16 protein-coding genes are annotated in these 21,233 nt (G+C 38.0%); 1 reads left to right on the top strand and 15 read right to left on the bottom strand.

What is annotated here, in order from left to right; genetic code table 11:
- Positions 1-5 precede the first annotated feature (5 nt).
- From uvrA to F5ESL0259_RS02940, 13 genes are all read right to left on the bottom strand, one after another.
- The gene (uvrA, locus tag F5ESL0259_RS03000) at positions 6-2,855 is read right to left on the bottom strand and encodes an excinuclease ABC subunit UvrA (protein ID WP_122037421.1); all 2,850 of its coding nucleotides are present in this window, start codon (positions 2,853-2,855) and stop codon (positions 6-8) included.
- Positions 2,845-4,887, bottom strand: a complete 2,043-nt coding sequence (gene uvrB, locus F5ESL0259_RS02995) for an excinuclease ABC subunit UvrB (protein WP_122037420.1) — start codon at positions 4,885-4,887, stop codon at positions 2,845-2,847. The genes uvrA and uvrB overlap by 11 nt, the downstream gene beginning before the upstream one ends.
- 99 nt (positions 4,888-4,986) lie before the next feature.
- Entirely contained in the window at positions 4,987-6,711 is a 1,725-nt protein-coding gene (locus F5ESL0259_RS02990) for a phospho-sugar mutase (RefSeq protein WP_122037419.1), read from the bottom strand.
- A 126-nt stretch (positions 6,712-6,837) separates the two neighbouring features.
- Positions 6,838-7,773 carry a thioredoxin-disulfide reductase gene (trxB, locus tag F5ESL0259_RS02985; protein ID WP_046324612.1) on the bottom strand — a complete coding sequence of 312 codons (936 nt, stop codon included), beginning with the start codon at positions 7,771-7,773 and terminating at the stop codon, positions 6,838-6,840.
- A 58-nt stretch (positions 7,774-7,831) separates the two neighbouring features.
- On the bottom strand, positions 7,832-8,851 hold the full coding sequence (locus F5ESL0259_RS02980) for an NAD(P)H-dependent glycerol-3-phosphate dehydrogenase (RefSeq protein WP_122037418.1): 1,020 nt from the start codon (positions 8,849-8,851) through the stop codon (positions 7,832-7,834).
- A gap of 28 nt (positions 8,852-8,879) precedes the next feature.
- Positions 8,880-9,716, bottom strand: coding sequence for a prolipoprotein diacylglyceryl transferase (gene lgt, locus F5ESL0259_RS02975; protein WP_122037417.1), 837 nt, complete (start codon positions 9,714-9,716; stop codon positions 8,880-8,882).
- On the bottom strand, positions 9,713-10,675 hold the full coding sequence (gene hprK, locus F5ESL0259_RS02970) for an HPr(Ser) kinase/phosphatase (RefSeq protein WP_110445862.1): 963 nt from the start codon (positions 10,673-10,675) through the stop codon (positions 9,713-9,715). The genes lgt and hprK overlap by 4 nt, the downstream gene beginning before the upstream one ends.
- 17 nt (positions 10,676-10,692) lie before the next feature.
- Complete coding sequence (locus F5ESL0259_RS02965) at positions 10,693-10,974, bottom strand: hypothetical protein (protein WP_046324608.1); 282 nt, start codon at positions 10,972-10,974, stop codon at positions 10,693-10,695.
- Positions 10,975-10,982: 8 nt separating this feature from the next.
- Positions 10,983-12,099 (bottom strand): peptide chain release factor 2 gene (gene prfB / locus F5ESL0259_RS02960; RefSeq protein ID WP_199726685.1). Its coding sequence is split into 2 segments (ribosomal slippage): positions 10,983-12,026 and positions 12,028-12,099, totalling 1,116 coding nucleotides; the frame shifts between segments, so codons are not numbered across the junction.
- Between the two features lie 80 nt (positions 12,100-12,179).
- Entirely contained in the window at positions 12,180-14,579 is a 2,400-nt protein-coding gene (gene secA / locus F5ESL0259_RS02955) for a preprotein translocase subunit SecA (protein ID WP_122037415.1), read from the bottom strand.
- Between the two features lie 130 nt (positions 14,580-14,709).
- Positions 14,710-15,258: a ribosome hibernation-promoting factor, HPF/YfiA family gene (gene hpf / locus F5ESL0259_RS02950; protein WP_122037414.1), complete on the bottom strand. Its 549-nt coding sequence runs from the start codon at positions 15,256-15,258 to the stop codon at positions 14,710-14,712.
- A 94-nt stretch (positions 15,259-15,352) separates the two neighbouring features.
- Positions 15,353-16,042 carry a ComF family protein gene (locus tag F5ESL0259_RS02945; protein WP_122037413.1) on the bottom strand — a complete coding sequence of 230 codons (690 nt, stop codon included), beginning with the start codon at positions 16,040-16,042 and terminating at the stop codon, positions 15,353-15,355.
- Entirely contained in the window at positions 16,039-17,322 is a 1,284-nt protein-coding gene (locus tag F5ESL0259_RS02940; RefSeq protein ID WP_122037412.1) for a DEAD/DEAH box helicase, read from the bottom strand. The genes F5ESL0259_RS02945 and F5ESL0259_RS02940 overlap by 4 nt, the downstream gene beginning before the upstream one ends.
- 42 nt (positions 17,323-17,364) lie before the next feature.
- Between F5ESL0259_RS02940 and F5ESL0259_RS02935 the strand changes: the two genes are divergently transcribed.
- Complete coding sequence (locus F5ESL0259_RS02935; protein ID WP_370448795.1) at positions 17,365-18,033, top strand: YigZ family protein; 669 nt, start codon at positions 17,365-17,367, stop codon at positions 18,031-18,033.
- A gap of 37 nt (positions 18,034-18,070) precedes the next feature.
- On the opposite strand, the gene F5ESL0259_RS02930 is transcribed toward F5ESL0259_RS02935, so the two are convergent.
- Both F5ESL0259_RS02930 and rny read right to left on the bottom strand, forming a co-directional pair.
- Positions 18,071-19,225, bottom strand: a complete 1,155-nt coding sequence (locus F5ESL0259_RS02930; RefSeq protein ID WP_110445855.1) for a glycosyltransferase family 4 protein — start codon at positions 19,223-19,225, stop codon at positions 18,071-18,073.
- Positions 19,226-19,503: 278 nt separating this feature from the next.
- Complete coding sequence (gene rny, locus F5ESL0259_RS02925; protein WP_122037410.1) at positions 19,504-21,135, bottom strand: ribonuclease Y; 1,632 nt, start codon at positions 21,133-21,135, stop codon at positions 19,504-19,506.
- Positions 21,136-21,233: the final 98 nt, after the last annotated feature.

Below are 21,233 nucleotides of genomic sequence, written 5' to 3'. Positions count from 1 at the left end.
ACTATTTAATTACTTTTTGCACTAGCCTTTTTTGTTAGTGACGTGTCACGCATAAGAACTGGCTTTAAATACTGACCGGTATAACTTTCCTTAACTTGTGCTACCTGCTCTGGTGTGCCAGTGGCAACTATTTGGCCACCACCTTCTCCTCCTTCAGGACCCAGATCAATTAACCAATCAGCATTTTTAATCACATCCAAATTGTGTTCGATTATCAAAACTGTATTGCCTTGATCAACGAGTCTTTGCAATACTTCCAGTAAACGCTTGATATCATCTGTATGCAAACCAGTTGTCGGCTCATCTAAAATGTAAAAGTTCTTACCTGTTGATAACTTCTGCAACTCCGCAGCAAGCTTCATCCTTTGCGCTTCACCACCGGATAAGGTAGTAGCAGATTGCCCTAGTTTGACATAGCCTAAACCGACATCCACAATTGTTTGTAATTTGCGCGCAATTTTAGGAATATTTTTAAAGAACAAGCAAGCCTCACTAATTGTCATATCCAAAACTTGTGCAATATTTTTCTTGCGATAGGTTACTTCGAGAGTTTCAGAATTATAACGACTGCCATGACAAACTTCACACGGAACATAGACGTCCGGCAAAAAATTCATTTCTATTTTAATAATGCCATCGCCATGGCAGGCTTCACAACGACCGCCTTTAACATTAAAAGAAAAGCGCGCCTTAGTGTAACCACGGAGTTTGGCTTCATTTGTTTGGGCAAATAAAGCTCTAATATCATCAAAAACACTGGTATAAGTAGCGGGATTACTTCGAGGAGTGCGCCCGATCGGACTTTGATCAATATCAATGATTTTTTCAATGTTTTGGTAGCCACTGATAGTTTTGAATTTACCAGGTTTAGTTTGGTTCCGATTCAATTTTTGTGCTAAAGCACGTTTTAATATCATATTTACCAAGGTTGATTTACCAGAACCTGAAACTCCAGTAACCACAATTAATTTGCCTAAAGGAAATTCAACCTTTAAATTCTTGAGATTATTTTCAGTTGCACCGGTAATTGTAATTTTTTTCCCATTACCTTTACGCCTTTTTAACGGAACAGGAACAAACTTTTTACCTGCCATATACTGTCCAGTTAGAGATTTTTCATTCTGTTCAACCTCCTCTGGAGTTCCGGCAGCCATAACTTCACCGCCGTAAGTCCCGGCACCCGGACCCATATCGATCAGGTAATCGGCTTGTCTCATAGTCTCATCATCATGTTCAACTACGATTAAGGAATTACCTAAATCACGCATGCGCTTCAAAGCAGCTATCAGCCGGTCATTATCACGCTGATGTAAACCGATTGATGGTTCATCCAAAACATACATGACTCCTGAAAGATTGGAACCAATTTGGGTCGCAAGTCGGATTCTCTGAGCTTCCCCACCAGAAAGAGTATTAGCAGAACGCGACAAAGTCAAATAGTCTAGGCCCACGCTATTTAAGAAAGTAAGCCTGTCGCGCACCTCCTTTAATATCGGCTTAGCAATGACAGATTCCTGCTCATCAAGTTTGATATTATTGAAAAATTTAAGGGCATGACTGATTGCCAATTCTGATGCTTCAGCAATATCCTTGCCATTAACCTTTACCGCTAATGCTTTACGATTTAATCTTTTGCCATGACAGGTTGAGCAAGTAAGTTCTGTCATATATTTGCCCATCACATCTCTCATGAACTTGGACATCGGATGATAATAACGTCTTTCAACGTTATCCATAGCGCCTTCAAAAGGCGCTGTCGTATCATTAACTCCGAAATCACCGGTAACATGAAACTTAATTTTTTTAGTTGAGCCGTGTAAAATTGTCTCTTTTTGCTTCTTAGTCAACTTAGAAAATGGTTTATCAAGCGGAATTTTCAAAGCCATACATGCCTGTTCAAGCATTTCTCCGTAATACTTGGAATTTTTCCAAGGTGCAACTGCGCCTTGGGCTAAAGTTTTGCTTTGATCTGGAACAACCAAGTCCTCATCAACTGCTAACTTGACACCTAAGCCGTCACAATCAGGACAAGCGCCAAACGGTGCATTAAAAGAGAAAAGCCGTGGTTCCATTTCTCCTACAGTAAAGCCGCATTTAGGACAAGCATAGTATTCTGAAAAGTTGATCGTTTCTGCGCCGATAACATCAACATTCATATAGCCGTCTGATAGGCGCAGAGCTGCCTCTACCGAATCAAAAAGCCGTGACCGAATGCCTTCTTTAACAATCAAACGGTCAACCACGATATCAATTGAATGGCGCTTATTTTTTTCTAAATCAAATTTTTCACCGATTTCATGCATAGTGCCATCAACGATTACACGAACATAGCCTGCTCTTTGTACGCGTTTAAAGACTTCCTTATGTGCTCCTCTTTTAGCTCTAATTACTGGTGCCAAAATTTGAATACGGCTCCGTTCAGGCAAAGTCAAAATGCGATTAACCATTTGTTCAACCGACTGTCTTTCAATTAAAGTACCATCGTTAGGACAAACTGGATGCCCAACTCGAGCCCATAATAATCTGAGATAGTCATTTATTTCAGTAACCGTGCCCACGGTTGATCTGGGATTATGCGATGTCGTTTTTTGGTCAATTGAGATTGCAGGATTTAAGCCATCAATTGAATCAACATCTGGCTTATCCATTTGTCCTAAAAATTGGCGCGCATAGCTTGACAGTGATTGAACATATCTTCTGCGCCCTTCGGCATACAAAGTATCAAAAGCCAAAGAACTTTTGCCAGAACCCGACAACCCAGTAATAACAACTAATTTATCCTTAGGTATTGAAAGATTGATGTCTTTTAAATTGTGTTCACGCGCACCCCGAATAACAATTTTATCATTTACCATTTAATGCTTTCCCTTTTTTCTTAATTGGACTTCTAGTTGAACTTTCCAGTTCCATGATAGCATCCCGCAAGGTTGCAGCACCTTCGAAATCAAGTTTCTTAGCAGCTTCCTGCATTTGCTTACGCAAGTCTTTAATCATGGTTCTCTTTTGTTTAACGGTTAATTCGTCAAAGTTCAAATCAGCAAAACTATCAGTTTGCGTATCATCATCCGCCACTTTTGTAGCAGAAATAACATCCCTGATCGGTTTAACGATAGTTTTTGGTTTCATACCATGTTCTTCATTAAACTTAATCTGTAATTTACGTCTTCTCTGCGTTGCATCAATAGCTTCCCGCATTGAGTCTGTGATTGTATCGGCATACATAATTACAGCCCCATCTGCGTTTCTGGAAGCACGCCCCATTGTTTGCACTAGTGGCCGGTATGCGCGTAGAAAGCCTTCCTTATCAGCATCAAGAATTGCAACAAGTGAAACTTCCGGTACATCAATACCCTCACGCAATAAGTTAATACCAATTAAAACGTCATACTTGCCAGTACGCAAGTCACGCAATATTTGCATCCGTTCCAAAGTTTTAACATCTGAATGAAGATATTGCACTTTAATCCCGAGATCTTTTAAATAATCTGTTAAGTCCTCAGCCATTTTTTTCGTTAATGTAGTAACGAAAACACGTTCATTCTTTTCAATCCGCTTGTTAATTTCAGCAACTAGATCATCAATTTGACCCTCAACCGGTTTAACCTCAATTTTAGGATCAAGCAAACCAGTTGGTCTGATGATTTGTTCGACCTTATGATTTGTCCGTTCGAGCTCATAATCTCCCGGGGTTGCTGAAACATATAATATTTGGTTAACGTGTTTTTCAAATTCAGCCAGCTTCAAGGGCCTGTTATCAAGCGCAGAAGGTAAACGAAAGCCGTAATCAATCAAAGTCTTTTTACGATTACGGTCACCGTTATACATTGCCCTAATTTCCGGCATAGTGGCGTGAGACTCATCAATTAGAATGAGAAAATCATCCGGAAAGAAGTCAAGTAAAGTATAAGGGGGTTCTCCTTCTTTTCTTCCTTCCATATGACGAGAATAGTTTTCAATACCGTTGGTATAGCCAACTTCACCCATCATTTCCATATCGAAAGTGGTCCGTTGCTTAATACGTTCAGCTTCCAGCAACTTTCCCTCGCCTTCAAACTTTTTCACTTGAATTTTCATTTCTTGTGAAATGGCCTTGAGAGCGCGTCTCATTTGCTCTTCATTGGTCATGAAGTGCGTTGCTGGGAAAAGTGAAATACTCTCTCTTTCACCAATAACTTCACCAGTTAAGGCATCAACTTCTACAATTCTGTCAATTTCATCGCCGAAAAATTCAATCCGATAAGCGTGGTTAGAGTTGCCTGCAGGAAAAATTTCTACAACATCTCCACGAACGCGAAAACGAGCACGTTGAAAGTCAATATCATTGCGGTCATATTGAATATTGACTAGATCACGCAGTAAAGTATTCCTGTTATATTCTTCACCTTCATGAACCGTAATCACACTCGCAGCATATTCTTTCGGGTCACCTAAGCCGTAAATGCATGAAACTGACGCTACGACAATAACATCGTTACGTTCCATTAAGTCGCTGGTAGCTTGGTGACGCAACTGGTCAATTTCATCATTAATTGCTGAGTCCTTTTCAATATATGTGTCTGATTGCGGCACATATGCTTCAGGTTGGTAATAATCATAGTATGACACAAAATAGTCAACGGCATTATGTGGGAAAAACTCTTTAAATTCTCCATATAGCTGTCCCACCAAAGTCTTATTATGCGAAATGACTAAAGTGGGTTTATTTAACTTAGCAATAATATTGGCCATAGTGAAAGTTTTACCAGTACCGGTAGCACCTTCCAAAATCTGTTCTTTATACCCTTTTTTAAAGCCAGCAGCCAATTTATCAATGGCTTGTTGCTGATCGCCTGCTGGATTAAATTTAGAAACGAGTTCAAATTTACGTTCTTCTTGTCGTTTAATCATCGAAAGACTCCTCGTAGAAAAAGTTGGACGAAATTGCCCAACTCTTATTTGACTTATTATATTTTACTCTCTCGAACGTATTTTCGCATCCTTTTTGTCTTATTTTAACAGTTTTGCCAAAGCATTTTGATAACTTTCAGCCGCCGCGTGAGCAGTAGCAATATCGGGCTTATTAACACCAACATAGGCTTTGATTACTGGCTCTGTACCAGATGGTCTTAAAGCCAGCCAGGTTTCATCTGCCAAATAATATTTTAATACATTAGATTTAGGTAGTCCTGCTAGTGGTTGAACACCATTTTCAGTGATTTCTTGCTGCTTTAAAAAGTCTTGAATTTTGTTAACCTTAACACCATTTATCTTTTCCAAATGTTCTGAGCGCAACTTTGCCATCAAAAGCGCCATTTTCTTTTGGCCACCGATGCCTGGCATTTCAACAGCTTTGGTTATTTCGTATGAAGTGCCATATTTTTGCCAAATTTCATTGAGTCCATCTAGCACGGTCATGTTGCGCGAAGCATAATAAGAAGCTACTTCAGCAAACATTAGTGCACCCTGCATAGCGTCTTTATCTCGCGCAAAAGGCTTAAAAAGATAGCCGTAGCTTTCCTCAAAGCCCATCAAGAATTTGCCATCATGCATCTTACTCATGCGATCGATTTCTTCGCCAATAAACTTGAAACCGGTCAAAACATATTTGGTTTTAATACCAAAATCTTGGGCAATTTTAAACGGCATGCTACTGGAAACTACTGAGGTAATTAATTCATAATCGCTGGCTAATTGACCATTATTTTTTAAATTAACCAGCAAATAATAAATCATCAGCGTGGCAATTTGGTTACCAGTTAGTACCTGAAAATCACCATTTTTGGTGCGCACGCATGCACCCATTCGATCAGCATCAGGATCCGTGGCAATGATTAAGTCTGCCTGTTTTTCATTTGCTAATTTTATTCCCGGATCAAAAACATCACGGTATTCCGGATTTGGTTTTTTAGTTGTTGGAAATTCCGGATCAATGATTGCCTGGCTGGGAACCGGAATTACATTAGTAAAACCTCCTTGCCTGAATGCGCGATCATAAATCATTTTACCTGTACCATGCAATGGGGTATAAATAATGGTTAATTTGTCGGCATTTTGCCGGATAAGGTCGGGGTTAACATTTACCGTTTTTAATGCTGCTAAATATGCTTCATCAATGTCTTCACCAATCAGCTGTAAAGTTTTTCGTGCACGGAGTTGCACTACTGGCGCTGCTTGAACGTTAAAAATATCTGTTACTCTTTGAGAATACTCAAAAACTCGCTCTGCATCTTCAGGACCCATTTGGGCGCCATCGGCACCATAAACCTTGTAACCATTATATTGTTTGGCATTATGAGAAGCAGTAATATTAATTCCGGCTGCAGCGTGTAAGTACCTAACAGCAAATGATAATTCAGGTGTTGGTCTTAAATCATCAAACAGATAAACATGGATATTATGGCTTCCTAGAATTCTGGCCGCATGTTCCGCAAATTCACGTGAGTGATAACGTGAATCAAAAGAAATTACCACCCCTTTATTTTGAGCTTGCTCACCTTTTTCATCTATCAACCGAGCTAAGCCCTCTGTTACACGGCCAACAGTGTACAAATTGATGCGATTAGTTCCCGGCTCTAGCCTGCCTCTCATACCGGCAGTACCAAAATTAATATCTTGCCCAAACGCATCTTCAACCCAATTTGGATTTTGACCAAGTTCAGACAGTTGATCTTTTAAATAATCGGGCAAATTTTGTGTCTGTTGCCATTTTTGAAATGTTTCTCTTGCTTTCATTTCAGTAAAGTTCCTCTTTTTCTAGCATTTAATTCGTTTTCATAAATTATATTCTAGCATTTATCACTATCGCTATCTGTAAAAATAAAAAAAGAATTCATTTAAGCTGAATTCTTTTTGTAATCCTTATATTTTCCGATCATTTAAATCTTGCAAATAATTATAAGCCTGTTGACCAGCAATACTACCATCACCAACTGCATTGGCAATTTGGCGCAAGTCTTTTGCCCTTACATCACCCAGGGCAAAAATACCATCAACCTTAGTTCTCATATGCTCATCCGTTGGAATCCAACCATTCTCATCAGTTACGCCCAAATCTTTAAAAGGTGCAGTTTGAGGAATAACGCCAACGTAAATAAAAACACCGCGAGTCTTTAAGTGTTTTTCTTCACCGGTCTCTTTATCTTTATAGGTAACGCCAGTAACCTTATTGCCGTCACCATCAATAGATTGAGTTAAGCCATTCCAAATAAAATGCATTTTAGGATTGGCAAAAGCACGTTTTTGCAGAGTTGGTTGAGCACGTAGTTGATCCCGCCTATGTATAACCGTAACAGATTTAGCACTTTGAGCCAAGTAAATTCCTTCTTCAATAGCTGAATCGCCGCCACCTATAACCGCAATATCTTCATCTTTAAAAAAGGCAGCATCACAAACTGCGCAATAAGAAACACCCTTACCGGAATATTCATCTTCACCAGGAACACCTAAATGACGATGATCCGCTCCGGTAGCAATAATTAAGGCAGGTGCACTGTACTCGCCAGTATCTGTTTTAACTATTTTTAGGTCACCATCAGTGGTTACTGTTTGAACATCACCATATTCAAATTTGGCACCAAACTTCATAACAGAATTGTACATTTTTTCGCCCAACTCTGGTCCTTTAATTTCACTAAAGCCGGGATAGTTATCAATTGCATCGGTGTTATTCATTTGCCCACCATACAAACCACGATCAAGCATTAACACTGAAAGGTTTGCACGAGAAGCATAAAGAGCAGCAGTTAAGCCACCAGGTCCTGCTCCGATAATGATTACGTCATATTTTTCCGTCATAGTTTTACCCCCAGTACTTTCTTATTTTTCGTAAGTAAATATTACAACGATTTGCATGTTAAAGTCTAATCTCCTGTTTAGGACTTCTACCCATCATCTGGGTAATTTCATCATCTACATTAGAATTTTGGTATAAAACGCGGTAGATAGCTTCACTAATCGGCATATCAATATGCTTTTCTGCGCATAATTCGTGCACAGCCTTTACTGTTGTAGCACCTTCAACAACCTGACCCATATTTTGCAAGACATAGTCAAGACTCTTGCCCTCACCTAATTGCTTACCACAGCGCCAATTACGAGAATTGACTGATGTACAAGTAACAATTAAATCACCTATGCCTGCAAGACCACTAAAAGTCATTGGGTCGGCACCAAAATAATTAACTCCTAGGCGTGTAATCTCTGCTAAGCCTCGGGTCATTAAAGCCGCCTTAGCATCGTCACCATAGTGCTTACCAACTAAAATCCCAGCCGCGATTGCAATAACATTTTTAACCGCACCAGCTACTTCGACACCAATTAAGTCGCTATTGGTATATAAACGGAAATAGTCATTTGAAAATAACTGCTGCACTTTTTGTGCATTTTCCATGCTGCTTGAAGCACATGAAATGGCAGTCAAATCTTTTTGAGCAACACTTTCAGCATGGCTAGGTCCTGAAATAGCTACAATTTTATCCTCATCATCCGGATAGATTTCTTCAGTTAAAATTTCCGATATCAGTTTTTTGGAACCCGGTTCAATACCTTTCGTAGCAGTGACTATAAGCGGCTTTGAATTAGTTTGTCTTAAAATTTTACTTACATTCTGAGCAACACTGCGAATAGCTTGAGTAGGTAAAACAAATAATACAATTTCGGCTTCCGTTAAAGCTTCATTTAAATCACCTGTCGCAACAGCCGTTTTATTTACCTGCCAGTTTCTCATGTAGTGCTCATTGGTATGATTCTGGTTAATTTCGTCATTAACTTTTTCGTTATTACCATACAGAACGATATTATATCCTTTATCAGCAAGCATTGATCCTAAAACCGTACCCCATGAACCTGCTCCTAAAACTGCAATTTTTGTCATTTTTTACTCTCTTTCACTAAAATAATTATTAATCTCGACTATAAGGGTATTTCAAGCCACTGCCGTCTAAATACCATTTGGGTTTAACAATTCGCCTGCGATAAATAAATAATACTATAACCACTATCAGCAATATTACACTAAGCATTTGCGAAACCCGAATCGATCCCCAAAGGTAAAGACTATCTGTCCGCATGCCTTCTACGAAAAAACGTACGACAGAATACCATGCCAAATAGAGCATAAATATTTCGCCTTGTTTAAACAGATGCTTTCTGTGTCTTAATAACAATATTATCAGTAAACCAATCAAATTAAAAAAAGATTCATATAGAAAAGTTGGCTGATAGTATACTCCACCGATTTTCATCTGATTAATAATAAAATCAGGTAAGTGTAAGCTTTGTAAAAAAGCCAAGGTTGTGGGCCCACCATGAGCTTCTTGATTAATAAAATTACCCCAGCGGCCTAATATTTGAGCAGCCATTACTCCTGGCGTAATGATGTCCAGCATCAGAAATGGTGGCAACATTCTCTTATAACAAAATACCAGTAAAACTGCCAATCCGGCCAGTAAGCCGCCATAGATAGCTATGCCACCATTCCAAATAGCAATTATCTCGTCAAGATGCTGAGAATAATAATTCCATTCAAAAATAACATAGTAAATGCGTGCACCCACATATCCAAGAGGAACAGCCCATAACAGCAAATCCATGAAGTCATCACTTTCAATTTGACGTTTACGTCCTTCAAAGATTGCCATTGAGACAGCTAAAATAATTGCGACAGCCATAATAATGCCATACCACTTGACACTTAGGTTTCCTAATTTAAATGCTACAGGATTGATGATCAATATCATTTATTCTTATCCTTTGCTGTGTCTGCTTGAGAGTTTTTCTTAATTAATTTCGTTAAATTACTGTCAAAAGTTTTGGTAGCATTATAGCCGCTTCTCTTGGCGCGGAAATTCATAGTTGCAATTTCAATAATATCTTCCATGTTACGACCGACTTTAACAGGAATAGTGATTTGGGGAACTTCAACATTACAAATATCTCGTTTGCTTTCCTCAAAACCTAAACGATCATAATTAGCTTTCTTATCCCAATTGACAAGTTTGATAACCAGCTGGATGCTTTCACGGTTTTTAACAGCTCCAACACCGAACAGATCCATAACATCAATGATACCAATACCACGAATTTCCATTAGGTGTTTTAATATTTCCGGAGCTTCACCCATCACGGTTTCCACATCTTTTTGATAAACATCAACTCGATCATCAGCTATTAAACGGTGACCACGATGAATTAAGCCTAAAGCAGTTTCAGATTTCCCAACACCTGAATCACCAGTCAGTAACACGCCCATACCTTTAACTTCAACTAAGACGCCGTGAATCGTATCACGGACAGCTAGTCGCTCTCTTAAATATTCCGTCAAAATACTGGAAACATAGGTAGTTGACTCTGGTGAAGAAAGAATAGGAATCTCCGCCTCATCAGCAGCTTGAGCTAGTTCCGGTGGTATTCGCAGAGAACGCGATACAAAAAAGCAGGGCGTATCAGGGGTACAAAGTTTTTTAAAAACCTGCACTAAACTATCGTGGTCTAGTCTAGCGGCATAAGAAATTTCTGTACGCCCAAGTAACTGAATACGCTGGCGGGGGTAAAAGTCAAAGTAGCCTGTTAACTCCAGTCCTGGTCTATAAATATCAGATACAACAATCTCCTTATTATTGATATATTGTTTTCCCTGCACAACATGAACAATTTTATTATCACGAATTAAATTTCTTAATTTAACAGCGTTTGTCATTTCAAAATGCCCCTTTATTACTTGTCGACATCTTTGGTTTTAGCATCGCGTACCTTTTTTCGTTTTGGTTTAGTTTGATTATTTTCATTCCAATTGTCCCAGCTATAAGAACCAGAATTAAGATCAGAGTGTCCAGCATTATTATCATCATTTTTGGTAAAATGATTGATTAACCAGATAATACCAATAATTACTAAGGCTGCCGGTAATATCATGAAAAAGATGTGAAATATAGCAAAAATAATACTTAAAATAACAACTGCCAATAATACTAAACCAACAATTCCCCAAAAACTCATCTAATCACCTACTCTGGATTTTCCTGGCTCAAAAGCCATTGTAAATATGCATAAACAAACGGTTGCAGCTTGCCATCCATTACACCACTTGTATCGGAAGTTTCATAGCCTGTGCGCAGATCTTTAACCAAATTATAAGGATGAAAAACATAAGATCTAATTTGTGAGCCCCAACCAATTTCTTTTTGATCACCTTTAAGCTCCTGCTTGTGCTTACGTTTCTTTTCTTCTTCCAGGTGAAATAGTTTTGCTCGCAGTTCATTCATTGCGGTTTCCCGATTCTGCAACTGTGAACGCTGCGCCTGAGACGTAGTTACGATTCCTGTCGGTAAATGAGTGATTCTGACAGCGCTTGATGTTTTATTAATATGCTGGCCGCCTGCACCACTCGACCGGTAAACGTCAACACGGAGATCTTTAGGATCGATATCCACCTTAATACTCTCATCAATTTCCGGAATAACTTCAACCGAAGCAAAAGATGTATGTCTCCTCTTGGCCGAATCGAAGGGAGAAATTCTCACCAAGCGGTGAACACCATTTTCCGATTTCATCAGGCCGTAGGCATTTTTACCAGTAATCTTGGCACTAACGCTTTTAAGACCAGCTTCTTCTCCAGGTTCATAATTATTAATTTCAAATTTAAAGCCGCGAATATCGGCATATCTCTGGTACATCCGCAAGAGCATTTGGCCCCAGTCCATCGCTTCAGTGCCACCTGCTCCCGGATGAATTTCAATTAGCGCATTGTGATCATCATATTTGCCAGATAAGAGTAAATCTAGCTCATAATCATGAAACTCAGTTTGCAATTTTTGCAGATCGGTTTCAACTTCTTTTTGTAAATCTTGATCTGCTTCTTCACGCAGTAATTCTAGTGCTGTTATTTCATTTTGATAATCCTTTTCCAATTTAACAAAAGAATCACGTTTTTCTTTCAACACATTTGTCTCACTAATCAAAGTTTGTGCTTTTTCCTGATCATCCCAAAAAGTCGGCTCTTGCATCTTATTTTCATTAACAATGATACTTTCGTTTATTGAATCTAAGTCAAAGAGACCCCCTAAAGTGGTCTAACCGCTTTTTTAAACTATCTAGTTCATTTTGAATGTCACTTATTTCCATATTTTTACATTAGCTCCTTTATTTTTAATAAAATTTCAGTAAAAAAGAGAAAGCAGCTGCTTTCTCTTCCATCTTAACTATTAACGACTAAGATTTTGTCTAATTTCAGCTTTCATAAATAAACGAGTCACATCAAATTCAATATTTGATACCATTTCTTCAAACATGTTGTAGCCAGAATCCTGATATTCTACCAGCGGATTAAGTTGACCATAGCCACGCAGACTAATTGATTGCCGTAATTGGTCCATAGCATCTATATGATCAGTCCAGCGATCGTCAACTACCCGCAAGATAACTACTTTTTCAAATTCAAGCATTTCTGAAGGATCAGCCAAAATCGCTTCTTTTTCTTCATAGTTGGCTTCAACGATATCATACAGCTTTTGCTTTAAGTCAGGAACCGTAATTGTCTTGAAGTCAATTGCATCAGTTTCTTCTTCGCTCGTCAAACTTGAAGAAATAAAATCACGCAGTGAATCAAGCCGCCATTTACTGCGATCACCCTGTGTAAACATATCAACTTGACTATTAATAGTACGGCGAATCATTGGGATTAAAACATCCTTAAGTGACTTTTCTTCACCAATAACCTGCATCCGTTCACCATAAATAATCTCACGTTGAATACGCATAACATCATCATACTGCAATGTTTGCTTACGGGTATCATAGTTATTACCTTCAACCCGTTTTTGAGCAGACTCAACTTGTCTAGTGATCAAGCGACTCTCAATTACCTTGTCATCATCATTGTCAGACAAACGGTCAAGGAAGTCTTTGACTCTGTCGCCGCCAAAACGTTTCATCAAATCATCTTCAAGTGAGAGATAGAAACGAGTAACACCAGGGTCACCTTGACGACCCGAACGTCCACGGAGCTGGTTATCAATTCTACGAGACTCATGACGTTCAGTACCGATGACAGAAAGTCCACCTAGTTCTTTCACACCTGGCCCTAATTTAATGTCGGTACCACGACCTGCCATGTTAGTCGCAATAGTGACCGCACCGCGTTGACCGGCATTCATGATAATCTGAGCTTCCTTAGCATGGTTTTTAGCATTCAAAACGGCATGAGGAATTCCTTCTTTGTCGAGTAACTTACTCAATCTTTCAGAACTTTCAACCGCAACGGTACCAACTAATACCGGTTGGCCCTTTGAGTGCCGGTCTTTAATTTCATTAACAACTGCCGCAAACTTGGATGACAAAGTAGGATAAAGAATATCCGGATTATCTTTCCTGATCAAAGGACGGTTAGTCGGGATAGTAATTACCTGCATGTTGTAAATTTCACGGAATTCTTCTTCTTCAGTTTTAGCAGTACCTGTCATACCGGCAAGTTTTTTATACATTCTGAAAAAGTTCTGATAAGTAATTGTTGCCTGTGTCTTAGATTCTTCCTGAATCTTAACGCCTTCTTTAGCTTCAATAGCCTGGTGCAGGCCATCAGAATAGCGCCGTCCCTGCATAACACGACCGGTGAAAGAATCAACGATTAAAACTTCACCGTTTTGCACAACATAATCAATATCTTTAAGCATAATGTAATTTGCTCTTAAAGCCTGATCAAGGTGGTGTACTAATTTCTGGTTTTCAACGTCATACAAATTTTTAAGGCCAAAATGATCACAAGCTTTTTGAATACCAGTTCTAGTCAAAGAAATGGTCTTAGTTGGCCAATCAATCTTGTAATCACCATAGTCCTTATCATCATCCGCATCATCATCACTTTTGTCTTCTTTAAGAGTTTTAACAAAGCGATCAGCACGAATATAGTCACCATTAGCCTGTTCTGCTTCGCCGGAAATAATTAATGGTGTCCTAGCCTCATCGATTAAAATTGAGTCAACCTCATCGATAATAGCATAGTTAAGTTCACGTTGAACCATTTGTTCCTTGTAAACGACCATATTATCACGCAGATAATCAAAGCCCAGTTCTGAGTTAGTGGAATAAGTTACATCACAATTATATGCTTCACGTTTTTCATCAGGAGACATAGCATTCAAGTTAAGACCAACTGTTAAGCCTAACCATTTGTATAACTGACCCATTTCTTCGGCATCACGACTGGACAAATATTCGTTAACAGTAACAACGTGAACGCCTTTTCCTGTTAGTGCATTCAGATAAACAGGCATAGTCGCAGTTAAGGTCTTACCTTCACCAGTCATCATTTCGGCAATATTACCGTAGTGCAGCGCAATACCACCTAATACTTGAACGTGAAATGGGTATAGGCCTAAAACTCTTTTAGCTCCTTCACGAGAAACTGCAAAAGCTTCCGGCAAGAGCGAATCTAAGCTTTCGCCATTTTTCAATCTATCACGAAATTCAGGTGTTTTTGCCTGTAATTCTTCGTCTGAAAGCCGACTGTATTCGTCTGCATGACTTTCAACTTTATCTGCAATTTTTTCAAATTTTTTCAGTTCTCTTTTATCGTTATTGTATAGTTTCTTTAAAATGTTTACCATTTAATCGATCCTTATATGTAGTTAAAGTATAAAAACACATTATAATTTTACCATGATTAGCGCTAAATGAAAAATAAACAAAACAAAGACCTCACACTAAATGTGGGGCCCTTACTTAATAATATTATTACTATTTGGTCTCAATCAAACCATAACGGCCGTCATTTCTGCGATAGACAACACTTGTACCGCTAGTTTCACCATCTTGGAAAACAAAGAAATCATGCTCAAGCATATTCATTTGCAAAATTGCTTCTTCAGGACTCATTGGTTTCAAGCCAATTTGCTTATTACGAACAATTGTAAATTCATTACTTTCTTTGTCTTTTGAATCTTCCTGCGCACTTTCAACGAAGAAATCATTAATTCCTTTTTCACGACTCTTACGATTTACACGTGTCTTATATTTTCTAATTTGTCTTTCCAATTTTTCAGAAACAAAATCAATACTGCGATACATATCGTCAGTTGTTTCTTCAGCTCTCAATACTAAGTATGGCAGTGGTATAGTTACCTCGACTTTAGCCTTGTGATCACGATACACCTTTAAATTAACATGAGCAATCATATCTTGATTTAAATCGAAATATTTTTCTAATTTTTTAAGGCGCTTTTCTACGTAACTTCTTAAAGCATCCGTTACCTCGATATTTTCACCACGAACATTATACTTTAACATATGAGATTCTCCTTTCAACTGCTTGAGGCAGTCTGATGTTATCTATATTATAGCAAAATTATAACAAAACATGAAAGCGCTGAACAATTTTGTTTTATCTACATAAGGTAAAACTACTGATTTTCGCATTGGGAAAAATTTTTGCCAGCGCATCTCGAGCATGATAAAGCGTTCTGCCAGTAGTGTATATGTCATCCAGCAAGAGGACAGTGCATTTTTGAAAATTAATCGTAAAGTTTTCCTTAACAAAAAAGCTTTGCTCACTAGTTAATCTTTCGGCCCGATTTTTCTCTCCTTGGGCTCCTAGTCCTGCTTTCTTACCCAGCATGTTTGTTAAAGGAACAAGACTACAGTACAGTGCAGTGATTGTATCGAATTGTCTTTTAGCGATGTGCTCAGGAGAAGTTGGAACTGGAACATAAACATCAGCTTTAAATTCAGACAGTTCTTTAACACACAATTCTTGTAGTGCAGCGTATAAAACGTAGTCACCATAACGTTTATAGTTAACCATTAAATCATGGAATGCTCTGTTATATAAATACACAGAGTGATTAATTAATAACTTTTCGCCATATATTTTTTGCCAATTCATACAGTCTGAACAAATCTGATTTTGATTTAAATTTCCCGAGCATATTGGGCAATGCTTTTCAGGTATATGAATGAACTTTTTAAAACAGTGGTCGCAAATACTTTTTCGATCCTCCTGGTGCCAGGAAAATAGATTTAAAAATGACATTTTTGAAATGAAATATTGTCCACACAATAGGCATTTTTTCATTTATTCATCTCACGAATTTGTTTCATCGCATTACGCAGACTTGAAGTATATTTTTGGTAGCAAAATAATATTAAACCCGTTGGATCAGTCTTAGCGCGACCAACTCTACCCGCAATTTGGACCAAACTAGAAGTATTATAAATTTTATCATCAGCCTGGACCACAATTACCCAAACATGATTAAAGGTTACGCCACGTTCCAAAATAGTAGTGGTAACAAGCAATTGTATTTGTCCCTGCCTGAATTTATCAACTTTTGCAATTCTCTGCACATCATTTGCATGTACACCCTCTATTGTTACCTGCTTAAATTCAGGCTCATTTCTAAGTGCGCTAACATATGGCTTAATCAAATCAATTCTGGGCAAAAATAAAAGTAGTGGATGCTTAGCCTTAATTACTTTGCTAATTTCTTGCACAAGTTTTGGATTAATTCGTTTACCTTTTAAAAATGGACGTAAAAACAGTTTTTCTTTTGGTACAGGCAAAAGATGACCATGAAAACGTCTATTTAACTTTAATTGCTGAATTAGACCCTTTTTAACAAGTTTTAACAGTTCTTTTGTAGGCGTTGCTGTTAGATAGACTATCTGACCATTATTCTTATGCGCATTTTTCGCTGCAAAATTAAGTTCAGGATTCCGTACATATGGAAAAGAATCAGCTTCATCAATAATCAATAAGTCAAAAGCACGAAAAAATTTTAATAATTGATGGGTGGTACAGATGGTTAACTGCTCTAAGCCTGGCTCTTGGTATTCATGCCCGTGGTATTTACCAATTCTAATTTTAGTGAATGCCATCTGCAAGCGGGGAAATAATTCATTAACTACATCTATTCTCGGTGCAGCTATGCAGCACCGCTTCCCTTCCGCTAAACAGTGCGCAATCAAAGGAAACATCATCTCAGTTTTACCAGCACCGGTTAATGCATGAACTAAAGTATTTTGCTTATTTATGTAGTTCTGAACCAAATCCTTAGCGATTTTTTCTTGTTGAACTGTTAATTTACCATTCCAAGTCAAACCACCGTTTCTTGTTCGCGGGAAGTTTACTTTCTCCTCATTACGAATAAGATAATCGCCTTCAACTACTCTTCCTAAACCAATACATTCGCGACAATATCTTTTGCCATTGGGCAATTTAGCCCAAACCTTAGCATTGCATCGTGAACACCGACCATTGATAACAGCCTTGATTTTTGTTATACCTTTCTTTGTACTAAAATCCATTTGACTACTAAGCCATTGACGACCAGCAAGATGAGAAATATTTTCCATTTTGTCCTCCAATGATAAATACGCAAAAAAGGGCTGATTTTTTTGAACGAAAACGAAAAAGAAGATTATTTAACCATTAAGGAAAACGGTGATCACGAATTAGTAATTAAAAAAAGTCGCTTTATTGCTACTGTTATAAGAACTTTAACCGTTAAGGAGGCCGAAAGTGCAATTAATGCTGTTACCCAAAAATACCGTGACGCTACCCATAACACTTTTGCTTACACTATTGGATTAAACGACGAGCATGTCAAAGCAAGCGATAATGGTGAACCATCCGGAACTGCAGGTGTCCCAGAGTTAAAGGCACTTCAATTAATGAATCTGAAAAACGTTACCGTGGTCGTAACGCGCTATTTTGGTGGGATAAAGTTGGGAGCTGGCGGCTTAATCCGTGCATATTCCAACAGTGTCACTAAGGCTGTTGAAGCTATTGGAGTGGTTAAGCGCGTGCAACAACAAGGCTTGAAATTTCAAGTCGATTATAAAAAATTTGACGAGACTCAGCATTATCTTAATCAAAAAAAGATTTTCATTGATAATATCGACTATGAAACGAAAGTCACGATTTCCATTTTTATTGATGAAGATAAGTTAAAGCAGCTTGAAAATGACTTAATCAATATTTTGGCGGGCAAAGTAGAATTTGAGCTTCTTCCCCAAAGATATAATGAAGTTCCTGTCACTCAAAACAACTATCATGAGCAGTAAAAAAACTCACATCTGAAATGTGAGTCAAGTTTAAAATTTATTCTTTTTTCTTCTTTTTTAGTTGCTCAGGTTTATCCTGTCCCAGATGCCATACCTCAACTGTTGGATCTTTTTTACTGCGCGAATTAATTAATTTTTGGGTTAAATTCAGCAAGGGTTTATATTTTTCACCTAAAAGCCCAATGGACTCTACAAAAAATTCAAGGGCAACTGCTAGACCAGCAATTAAGACCCACATGCCCCACATTGGCGACAATAAAAATAACAGAGAAATAAAAGAGAAGACCAATGATATTGCATAAATACTTAAAACCGTTTGTCTGTGTGTCAAGCCCATTTTCATAAGTTGATGATGCAAATGATGCTTATCAGCTTGAGAAACGGGCCGATTATTAAGCTTCCGCCGAATCATAGCATAAAGCGTATCAGTAATTGGCACACCCAGAATAGTAACCGGCACAAGCAGCGAAATGAAAGTTACGTTCTTCAAGCCTTTTAGAGAAAATACTGCAATCATAAATCCGATGTATAACGCACCTGTATCACCTAAAAATATTTTAGCCGGGTGAAAGTTATATGGTAAAAAGCCCAGTAAACAAGCTGCCAGCATAAAACAGCCGATCGGAATATAGAGTTGGCCGGTGTGCAAAAAGAAATAGCCGACAATTCCCATAGTTATGAGTGAAATCATAGAGACACCATCAGCCAATCCGTCAAGCCCATCAATTAAATCAACAGCATTAGTTAAAGCTAAGATCCAAAAAATAGTAATTGGCAGACTCCACCATCCCAAATTTATTTGTTTGTTCAAGAATGGCAGATTGAGAACATTCATTTTAATACCGGCAAGAAAATAAATTACTAAAGCACCGATAAAAATACCCAGCATTTTTTGTCTTGGTTTCAGCTCCATAATATCATCGATTATGCCAGTCAAGACAATTACACTAGAGCCTAAAAGTATGCTAAATGCTTCATGAGTTGGAAACTGATCGCGCAGAAGAATAAAAGCTCCTATATTGAAGGTGACAAAAATACCCAAACCCCCTAGGGTTGGCATTGGCTTTTTATTTACTCTTCTTTTATTGGGAATGTCGACAGCACCTAATACAAAAGCTAATCGCCTAATAAAAGGTGTGATCGCAGCCTGTATAATCACTAAAAAGAATAATTCAACAATAATTTTAAACATAGTCGGCTACTTTCATTTAAAGTTGTCTTAATTATACAGGGTAGAGCAAAAATGCACAAATTAGGTTGATTAAGTATGAGCATTTTTGAAAATAACAGCCTCTATCACTCTATGAAACTTCACTAGAAATTGAAAGTCGTAATTAGGATATTCACTGAATAATCAAGATAGCAAAAGCATCAAGAACAAACTTAAAAAAGTAACTGTTTCAAAGCTGGAAATAAAATTTGCTAAAGTAGATTAAAAAAAGATTGAATTTTGCATTCAATCCTTTTACTTTATTTTGCAATTGATACAGCACGTTTTTCACGAATAACTGTTATTTTTATATTACCAGGGTAATCAAGTTCTTTTTCAATTTGATTGCGAATGTCACGTGCTAAAACTGTAATGCGATCATCTGAAATCTTATCGGGTTCAACCATCACACGGACTTCTCGTCCAGCCTGAATAGCATACGCCTGTTTGACACCGTCATACCTATTTGCTATTTGTTCAAGGTCAGTAAGTCTTCTGATATAATTTTCCAAACTTTCGCTTCTGGCACCAGGTCTTGCAGAAGAAATGGTATCTGCTGCAACTACCAATTCAGCAATAAATGATAACTTAGGCACATCCCCATGATGTGCTGCAATTGCATTAACAACCACATCCGGCTCATGATACTTCCTTGTCAGTTCTACACCAATTTCTACGTGTGAACCTTCAATGTCATGGTCGACTGCTTTTCCAATATCGTGTAATAATCCCGCGCGAACGGCTAATTTTTCATTTAATCCAAGCTCCGCAGCCATTGTACCAGCTAATTTTGCAACTTCAATTGAATGACCCAAAACATTTTGACCATAAGATGTCCGGTATTTAAGTCTACCCAATATTTTAACCAGTTCTGGATTCATTTTATGAATTCCCAGCTCCATTAGAGCGCTTTCTCCAGCTTCGTAAATATCATCATTTACTTCTTTACGGGCTTTATCAACAGTTTCCTCTATTCGAGCCGGATGAATCCGTCCATCTTTTATCAAGCGTTCCATTGCTCTTTTCGCAATTTCACGCCTGATGGCATCAAAACCACTTAAAGTTACAACCTTTGGAGTGTCATCAATTATAAGATCAACTCCAGTAAGTGCTTCAAAAGATCTGATATTACGTCCTTCACGACCAATAATCCGACCTTTCATTTCCTCATTGGGCAAATCAACTACAGATACAGTTGTTTCAGCTACTGTATCTGCCGAGCTGCTTTGAATTGCATCAATAATTATTTTGCGCGCATAATGGTCAGCTTTAGCTTTTACTTCTTGATTACTATTACTAATCAACTCTGCCCGTTCTTTAACTAATTCGTCTGCTAATTGATCTAAAACAAGCTTTTTTGCCTGCTCTTTGTCTAAATGAGCCACTTCGTAAAGCTTCTGCGTAGTCTGTTCAACTAATGCATCAGCTTTTTGCAATTTAGCAGCTAATTCTGTTTGCTTTTGCTCTAGCTGTTCATCTTTTTTAGTTAAATCATCCTCTTTTTCTTTTAGCAAAGAGTTCTTATGATCAAGAGTATCCTCTCGTTGGGTTAAGCGATTTTGATCGCGTGCAATTTTATCACGTTTGTCGTTTAATTCATCTTCAACTTTTTGTCGGTAGTCTTGAATTTGTTCTTGAGCTTCAAGAATTTTTTCTTTTTTAGTGTTTTGCGCACTCTGTTTAATAGCATCAGCTGCTTGCTTTTGTGCATTGACTTCAGCTTTAGCAGCATCAACTCGTGCTTTTGCTTCGGTTAAAATATGGTCGGCATCGTTTTGAGCGTTCTGAGCCTTTTTCTCCCAGATCCTTTTACGAATAGAGTATCCTCCAACAACGCCAACAATAATTGAAATTATAGCTATCGCGACGGGAATCAAAAATTTACTTATCATGATTTCTATCGCCTTTTTTATTTTTTAGATTATTCACACAATATTAATAATAAAGAACGATGGGACTTATGTCAAACGACATGAAAAAACCTTAACCC

This window comes from Lactobacillus sp. ESL0259 (assembly GCF_003693045.1).
Classification (GTDB): Bacteria; Bacillota; Bacilli; order Lactobacillales; family Lactobacillaceae; genus Lactobacillus; species Lactobacillus melliventris.
This window is presented reverse-complemented; position numbering and strand designations above follow the sequence as displayed.

Excerpts from the sequence above, each read along its gene's own strand:
- rny (WP_122037410.1), bottom strand. The coding sequence starts at position 21,135 with ATGATAAGTAAATTTTTGATTCCCGTCGCGATAGCTATAATTTCAATT.
- uvrB (WP_122037420.1), bottom strand. The coding sequence starts at position 4,887 with ATGATTAAACGACAAGAAGAACGTAAATTTGAACTCGTTTCTAAATTT.
- F5ESL0259_RS02990 (WP_122037419.1), bottom strand. The coding sequence starts at position 6,711 with ATGAAAGCAAGAGAAACATTTCAAAAATGGCAACAGACACAAAATTTG.
- hprK (WP_110445862.1), bottom strand. The coding sequence starts at position 10,675 with ATGACAAACGCTGTTAAATTAAGAAATTTAATTCGTGATAATAAAATT.
- F5ESL0259_RS02940 (WP_122037412.1), bottom strand. The coding sequence starts at position 17,322 with ATGGAAAATATTTCTCATCTTGCTGGTCGTCAATGGCTTAGTAGTCAA.
- F5ESL0259_RS02930 (WP_110445855.1), bottom strand. The coding sequence starts at position 19,225 with ATGTTTAAAATTATTGTTGAATTATTCTTTTTAGTGATTATACAGGCT.
- lgt (WP_122037417.1), bottom strand. The coding sequence starts at position 9,716 with ATGATATTGATCATCAATCCTGTAGCATTTAAATTAGGAAACCTAAGT.
- trxB (WP_046324612.1), bottom strand. The coding sequence starts at position 7,773 with ATGACGGAAAAATATGACGTAATCATTATCGGAGCAGGACCTGGTGGC.
- F5ESL0259_RS02965 (WP_046324608.1), bottom strand. The coding sequence starts at position 10,974 with ATGAGTTTTTGGGGAATTGTTGGTTTAGTATTATTGGCAGTTGTTATT.
- hpf (WP_122037414.1), bottom strand. The coding sequence starts at position 15,258 with ATGTTAAAGTATAATGTTCGTGGTGAAAATATCGAGGTAACGGATGCT.
- F5ESL0259_RS02980 (WP_122037418.1), bottom strand. The coding sequence starts at position 8,851 with ATGACAAAAATTGCAGTTTTAGGAGCAGGTTCATGGGGTACGGTTTTA.
- F5ESL0259_RS02945 (WP_122037413.1), bottom strand. The coding sequence starts at position 16,042 with ATGAAAAAATGCCTATTGTGTGGACAATATTTCATTTCAAAAATGTCA.
- secA (WP_122037415.1), bottom strand. The coding sequence starts at position 14,579 with ATGGTAAACATTTTAAAGAAACTATACAATAACGATAAAAGAGAACTG.
- uvrA (WP_122037421.1), bottom strand. The coding sequence starts at position 2,855 with ATGGTAAATGATAAAATTGTTATTCGGGGTGCGCGTGAACACAATTTA.